Origin of the sequence: Clostridium sp. (genome assembly GCF_050717515.1) — a bacterium.
GTDB lineage: Bacteria > Bacillota > Clostridia > Clostridiales > Clostridiaceae > Clostridium_AD.
In genome coordinates, this window is sequence record NZ_JBOITL010000009.1 from 22,356 (window position 1) to 28,355 (window position 6,000).

The following is a 6,000-nucleotide window of genomic DNA, read 5'->3' on the forward strand; positions in this document are numbered from 1 at the left end:
ATGAAATAGTAATTGAAAGAAAAAATAAACCTACCATAGAATTTTATCATGATAATGCTAATATAAGAAATAAAGTAACACCCACAGGTAGAGGTGGAAATATCTTAAGTGGAATAATTTGTACTAAAATTAAAACTTAACATCCAGCGAAATTAAAGTTTTGCAACTTGCCATGGGGGTGGCACCATGTTTAGTTTCAAATGCGACAGTATTCGCCTAATTTAGCAAGGCTAGTGTGATAGAATGCGTTGAATGAAGAATTTGAAAATAAAATGTAGTATTTTGAAGAGGGGTGGACAGATTTTACTTGCAATCAGCAAGAGAGTTCCAATTTTTAAGCATAAAATAAGCCTCCTCTTAAAGACATGTTTTTAAGAGGAGGAATGCAAAATTCTACAAACTTGTCAAGTGTTTTATGAAAAAAAGTGTGTGGGCGCTAAACTTCGTTTGGTAGTAGTGAAAAAAAAAATGGCTTAAACGCAACAATATTTTATTGAGTTAAAGTAATAATATTACCATCAAAATTTTCGGAAATTTAGACTTATAATCCTATATAGATAAAAACGAAGGAGTGATTTAAATGAAAAAAATAAAAGTGCTAACATTATTAATAGCAATGGCTTTATTAACAAGCGTAACTGCGAGTGCTACTACAACTGGTACTGTGATGATAGGTGCTAAATCATTTGATTTAACTTATGCTAATGATCCAGTTCATGCAGAGGAAATCAGTAATGCAATAATTGCAAGTGGAACAGTTTTCATAAAAGGATTTGATGGTATGTGGATAGATAACGCTACTGGAAAAGTTGTAGACGAAAGTGTTGTAATGAATGACATAAAGATAGAAAATGCAAAAATGGAAACTAACGTTGCTAATATTAGAAATACTAAATATTTACCTTTGTTTTATGAAAATAGCCCTGATGCAAATGATACCACTGAAATGATATCATTTGATAATAAATCTTTTTCTAAAGGCTATGATGACATATGGATAGATGATGTTACTGGAAAAATTGTAGACGAAAGTAGTGTATTCGAAGCAATAGATGATCATGAATTCGGTCCTGTGAAAAAGGATATACCGCCTATTCCAGCACCTAATACATCAGTTCCTAAACCTGTAACTATGCAATCAATAATTGATGATGCAATAATGGAAACTAACAGACAATCTGAAATAGATATTAAAAACGAAAGAATAAAAGTTAAAAAAGACAGAGAAATTCGAGCTGCTATCAAAGCTAAAGCTAAAGCAAACTTGACAGAAGAAGAAGTGAGAATTGCAAAAGAAAACGCAGAAAAAAATGCAAGAATGGATTCTGAAATTGCTAACATGAAAGGTGTTGTTGGTGGACTCAAAGGTAAAATTGATGATGCTAATTATAGGGCACAAGGTTATGAAAGTGGTAATTTAATTCATCTTGAACCTTACGAAAATCAGAAGGATAAGACTACAACACAAAGGTTATCATGTTTTTTTTCTCCAGGATTTAGTCAAGACATGATTGATTCAATTAATTTAAATACTGGAAGAAGTTTCATTGCTTCAGATATTGAAGGCAAAAATAAAATTAATGTATCAATAAGGGCATACAACGTTATTAAAGATGGTAAAACTTATAGAAATAATGGTACACAATTTCTATTTAATGAAGATCGAAAAGCAACATTTACAAGGTACATGAAAGGTGGAACATATTATTTTTTTATAACTAATCAATACGGTGAATATGAAGAATTTAATAATGGTTCCACTCCTTTATTACATCCTGAGGCAACACGTGGACCTACAATAATGGCAATAATGATTTTGCCAAAGTAGGTTAGTAAGTTTTATGTCAAGACCCCATAGAAGAAACTGTTTTCAGTTTCTTCTATGGGGTCTTGACATCCGCCTAAAAAATGGAATAAAGCAGAGACATGGCTAGAATGACCTGTTTGATTAAGATTTAAATGAGAATAATAGAAATGTTTATTGTGAAGCTTATTTTATTTACATTTATCAGGTTGTCGGTGCGACCCCATTGTAAAATATGGAAGCGTATGCGGACAGATTTTACTTGCTAATTATTTGTATAATAGGGATTTAGGAAAATCAAGAAGTGAAAGTTTTCATTAAAGGGTCAGATAACTCTGATAATCAAACTAAATTTGATGGAAACATAAAATTTAATAGTGATTATTCCAATGGTGGTTTTAAAGTAAATTCCTTTAAAGCAGAAAGAAATGGGGACAATGTAGAATTTACTTTAAATTATGAAAGTACAAGCTATTTGAGAATAAGTATAATCCTATGCAACTAGCTCTAAAAATTTATCATGAAAATCCTAATATAAGAGATAAAGTAACACCTACAGGTAGAGGTGGCAATATCTTAAGTGGAATAATCAATTTCAGAAGGAAAGTCTCCTACGTCTATAAGTGTGGGTCACATACTATAATAAAGAGAAAAATTCGGTGAAAGTTTAAATCTCCTTCTGAAGTCGTTAATATTGCAGCACCGCAGGTGATGATTAATGAGGAAATATATAATTTAGCTTATGTTTTTTTAAGTAGAACTTATCTAGGTTCAGAGATAAATAACAAAAGATCTAATAGCTATACTGAATTTTACAGCATACTGAGCTTTGTTTATGAAAACTTAATGAAATCAATTAATATAGTATTAGCAAAGCCTCATCATGAGTTGATAGTGGATAGTAGGGTGTGTAAATACCAAAGCCTAAAGAACACAAGTATGGATACTATAAAATGGCTAGAGAAAAGACCTCATTTATTAAAGAATATAGATGGAAGACGTATACCTACTGAGGCTTTGCAGGTAACAAAGAAAGTAACCTTAGACACAAAGGAAAATAGATTTCTAAAGTTTATGCTACTAAAGATAATTGAAAAGATAGATAGTTTTATAAGAACTTATACAGCCACACTTTGGAAAGTGAATGAGGATATTATAAATAAATTAAATCAAGAAAAGCCAGTAGTTTAGATTCTAAATCTGAAGGGAGTAAAACAGTAACACAAAAGCCAGATAATATATTATCTATAAATAAAATAGGTAGTGATAAGGCCTATGAATTTGTATTCGATGCAAAGTATAAGATAGACACCTCTGAGCAATATCAGAAAAGTTATGGTGGTATTGGGCCCAAGGAAGGGGATATAAATGCTATGCACACGTGCAGAGTTGCCATAGTTTATAAAAATAAGAAAACTGAGGCCTATAATAACTCCATTTTCGGTGCCTTTGTGTTATTTCCATATAAAGATGAAGAGGGATACAGAAATCATGACTTTTACAAGAGTATAGAATGAGTAAATATAGGTGGAATTCCCTTTCTACCTTCAACTACAGGACTCATGGAAGAGTTTTTAGATAAGTTAATAAATGAATCATCTTACTCAACCTTTGAAAGATCACTTGAGTCCTCAGGACGAGAGAATTATATAAGAGATGAGTATTTTAAGGATAGAACAGTCCTGGTAGGTTCTTTAAGAAATAAAGAGCAACTCCAAATAAATCTTAAGGGAAAGTAATTGAATAGTAGTTGGTAATATCCAACTATAACTTTGAACTTTAGACCATTTATAAAAGTGTCCAGAGCCATATATCCCATTTTCTCTTATTCCTGAAATTTTCAACATCCTTAATATATTAAAAATTGAAAGGCCTCGACCGCACTCTTGTGGATTCAGCCATGAGTTAGGTCGACTTGCATATGTTAATTTATATTTAGAGGTGAAAGTAATGGCTCAAGTATATTATGGACGTGGCTATGTTTATTCAATAGAATAGCATATTGATTGGTGTGTTAAATATGGATATAAAGTTATAACTTCTAGTATAAAAATTATATTAATAGCAAAAAATAAAAGTAGAAAGGTAGGTGAATTTATCTATGGTAAAAGGATTTAAATATCGTATTTACCCAACAGTGGAACAAGAAACACAATTAGCTAAGACATTTGGTTGCGTAAGGTTTATTTATAATAAAATGTTAGCTAAAAAAATAGAATTATATGAAACTGTTAAAAGGAGTTTGTCAAAAACTGACTGTAATAATTACTGCAATAGAGAATTAAAAAAAGAATATATTTGGCTTAAAGATGTAGATAAATTTGCTTTAACTAATTCTATTTATAATTTAGATAATGCTTATCAGAAATTTTTTATGGAACATAGTGGTTTTCCTAAATTCAAATCAAAACATGATCATAATTATTCTTATACTACTAACTTTACAAATAATAATATAAAAGTTTTATTCCATAACAATTTAGTTCAATTACCTAAACTAGGTAAAGTAAAAGCTAAATTACATAGAGAATTTAATGGAAAAATATTATTTGCTACTGTTAGTAAAGTTCCAAGTGGTAAGTATTTTGTTAGTTTTAATGTAGAAACTGAAAATTTTAAGTTGTCCATAAATAATAATATGATAGGATTTGACTTAGGTCTAAAAGAATTTCTTATAGATACAAACAATAACCATATAGAAAGACCTAGATCGTTATATAAATATGAGGATAAGTTAATTAAATTACAAAGACAATTATGTAAAATGGTGAGGCATAGCAATAATTATAAGAAACAAACTAAGAGAATAGCTAAAATTCATGAAAAGATAGCAAATATTAGAAATGATTTCTCAAATAAGTTGTCATGTCAAATTATTAACGATAACCAAGTAATAATTTCAGAAGACTTACAAGTTTCTAATATGATAAAAAATCATAATTTAGCAAAATGTATTCAAGATGTATCATGGTCAAAGTTTACAAGACAACTAGAATATAAAGCAAATTGGTACGGGAGAACATATCATAAAATAAGTCCCTGGTTCGCTAGTTCTCAGATTTGCTCTGAGTGTGGAGCAGTAAATAAGAAGGTTAAATTGCTATCAATAAGAGAGTGGACTTGTGAGGAATGTAAAAACATTCATGATAGGGATGAAAACGCATCAAAAAATATTCTAAAACAAGGAATAAAAGAATTAGGTTTCGAAGTAGCTATATAATAGATTATAAAAATTTATATAGAGGAAATGTAGGGTAGGAACTTATCCGAAGTATAACGCCCATGAAGCTCGTAGGTTACGAGGACAATGATGTGGGAAACTTTATTAGTAATGATAGAAGCCCGTCACTTCAGTGATGGGAGGTTCACAGATAGTATTTGTATACATAAAGTAATTCAAAAGACTCAAGTATTACTCATCAATACTCGATAAGTATATAGTATTATATATTTATCAATCATTACAAAGTATGAAGTATATATAATATATATACAAAAATATTTTTCGATTATTTAAGATAATAAAATAACGTTAAAGTGTACTTAAACATAAATAAGGGGGGACATAATGAACTTTAAACAGTTGGATACTGCAAAGGAGCATGAAAGCGAAATGAATAAAAGGGGTATATCTATCAGGAAAAAAATACCTTTACTTAATGGGATATTAGTACTTTTATCCATGAGCGCAATTTGTATTTTTACATATATAAAATCAGCGCAAATGATATCTAATCAAGAAAATATGAGACAAGCAGTGAATGAGTTGTCGGGGGGGATTTATACAATAGCATTAATTGTAATTATAATTTCCATATTAGTTGGTATAGTTTTATCAAGGGCAATAATGTTACCTTTATCAAAGGTAACACTATTAATTGAAAAAACATCTAAGTTAGATTTAAGTGATGACGAGGATATAGAAGCTCTGACTAAAATTAAGGATGAATTTGGGACTATTGCTAGGACTATAGTTAATATGAGAAAGACATTAAAAGATGTTGTAAAAGGTTTAATTGAAGCCTCTGAAAATATAAGTGATAACGAACATACTGTGGAAGAACTTACGAGTATATTGAAAATAAAGACAGAAGAAAGTTCTAGTGAAACCGAAACGTTATCAGCTGGAATGGAAGAGACAGCTGCGACTGCCCAGGAAATTTCTGCATCTTCAGGTGAAATGAAAAATATGGTAA

7 protein-coding genes and 1 pseudogene are annotated in these 6,000 nt (G+C 30.1%); 7 read left to right on the forward strand and 1 reads right to left on the reverse strand.

Annotation, left to right across the window (positions count from 1 at the left end):
* Window positions 1-580 precede the first annotated feature (580 nt).
* The 5 genes from ACREV6_RS02885 to ACREV6_RS02905 all read left to right on the forward strand — a co-directional run bounded on the left by ACREV6_RS02885 (window position 581) and on the right by ACREV6_RS02905 (window position 3,543).
* Window positions 581-1,828 carry a hypothetical protein gene (locus tag ACREV6_RS02885; protein ID WP_431576524.1) on the forward strand — a complete coding sequence of 416 codons (1,248 nt, stop codon included), beginning with the start codon at window positions 581-583 and terminating at the stop codon, window positions 1,826-1,828.
* A gap of 280 nt (window positions 1,829-2,108) precedes the next feature.
* Window positions 2,109-2,309 (forward strand): hypothetical protein, encoded by a 201-nt coding sequence (locus tag ACREV6_RS02890; protein ID WP_431576525.1) that lies wholly within the window; start codon window positions 2,109-2,111, stop codon window positions 2,307-2,309.
* Window positions 2,310-2,515: 206 nt separating this feature from the next.
* Window positions 2,516-2,995, forward strand: coding sequence for a DUF2357 domain-containing protein (locus ACREV6_RS02895; RefSeq protein ID WP_431576530.1), 480 nt, complete (start codon window positions 2,516-2,518; stop codon window positions 2,993-2,995).
* A complete protein-coding gene (locus ACREV6_RS02900) occupies window positions 2,968-3,321 on the forward strand; it encodes a nuclease domain-containing protein (RefSeq protein ID WP_431576531.1) in 354 nt (117 codons plus the stop codon). Before ACREV6_RS02895 ends, ACREV6_RS02900 begins: the two co-directional genes overlap by 28 nt.
* Before the next feature lie 45 nt (window positions 3,322-3,366).
* Entirely contained in the window at window positions 3,367-3,543 is a 177-nt protein-coding gene (locus ACREV6_RS02905; protein ID WP_431576526.1) for a hypothetical protein, read from the forward strand.
* On the opposite strand, the gene ACREV6_RS25725 is transcribed toward ACREV6_RS02905, so the two are convergent.
* On the reverse strand, window positions 3,499-3,651 hold the full coding sequence (locus ACREV6_RS25725; protein ID WP_503417267.1) for a DUF5673 domain-containing protein: 153 nt from the start codon (window positions 3,649-3,651) through the stop codon (window positions 3,499-3,501). The genes ACREV6_RS02905 and ACREV6_RS25725 overlap by 45 nt on opposite strands.
* 254 nt (window positions 3,652-3,905) lie before the next feature.
* On the opposite strand from ACREV6_RS25725, the gene tnpB reads away from it, so the two are divergent.
* Window positions 3,906-5,024, forward strand: a complete 1,119-nt coding sequence (tnpB, locus tag ACREV6_RS02910) for an IS200/IS605 family element RNA-guided endonuclease TnpB (protein WP_431576527.1) — start codon at window positions 3,906-3,908, stop codon at window positions 5,022-5,024.
* Window positions 5,025-5,372: 348 nt separating this feature from the next.
* Window positions 5,373-6,000 (forward strand): annotated as a pseudogene (locus ACREV6_RS02915) (hypothetical protein); the annotation flags it as partial.

What these genes read in the sequence shown, in the direction of transcription:
- ACREV6_RS02885 (WP_431576524.1), top strand. Translation starts at nt 581, where the DNA reads ATGAAAAAAATAAAAGTGCTAACATTATTAATAGCAATGGCTTTATTA.
- ACREV6_RS02895 (WP_431576530.1), top strand. Translation starts at nt 2,516, where the DNA reads ATGATTAATGAGGAAATATATAATTTAGCTTATGTTTTTTTAAGTAGA.
- ACREV6_RS02905 (WP_431576526.1), top strand. Translation starts at nt 3,367, where the DNA reads ATGGAAGAGTTTTTAGATAAGTTAATAAATGAATCATCTTACTCAACC.
- ACREV6_RS25725 (WP_503417267.1), bottom strand. Translation starts at nt 3,651, where the DNA reads ATGTTGAAAATTTCAGGAATAAGAGAAAATGGGATATATGGCTCTGGA.
- tnpB (WP_431576527.1), top strand. Translation starts at nt 3,906, where the DNA reads ATGGTAAAAGGATTTAAATATCGTATTTACCCAACAGTGGAACAAGAA.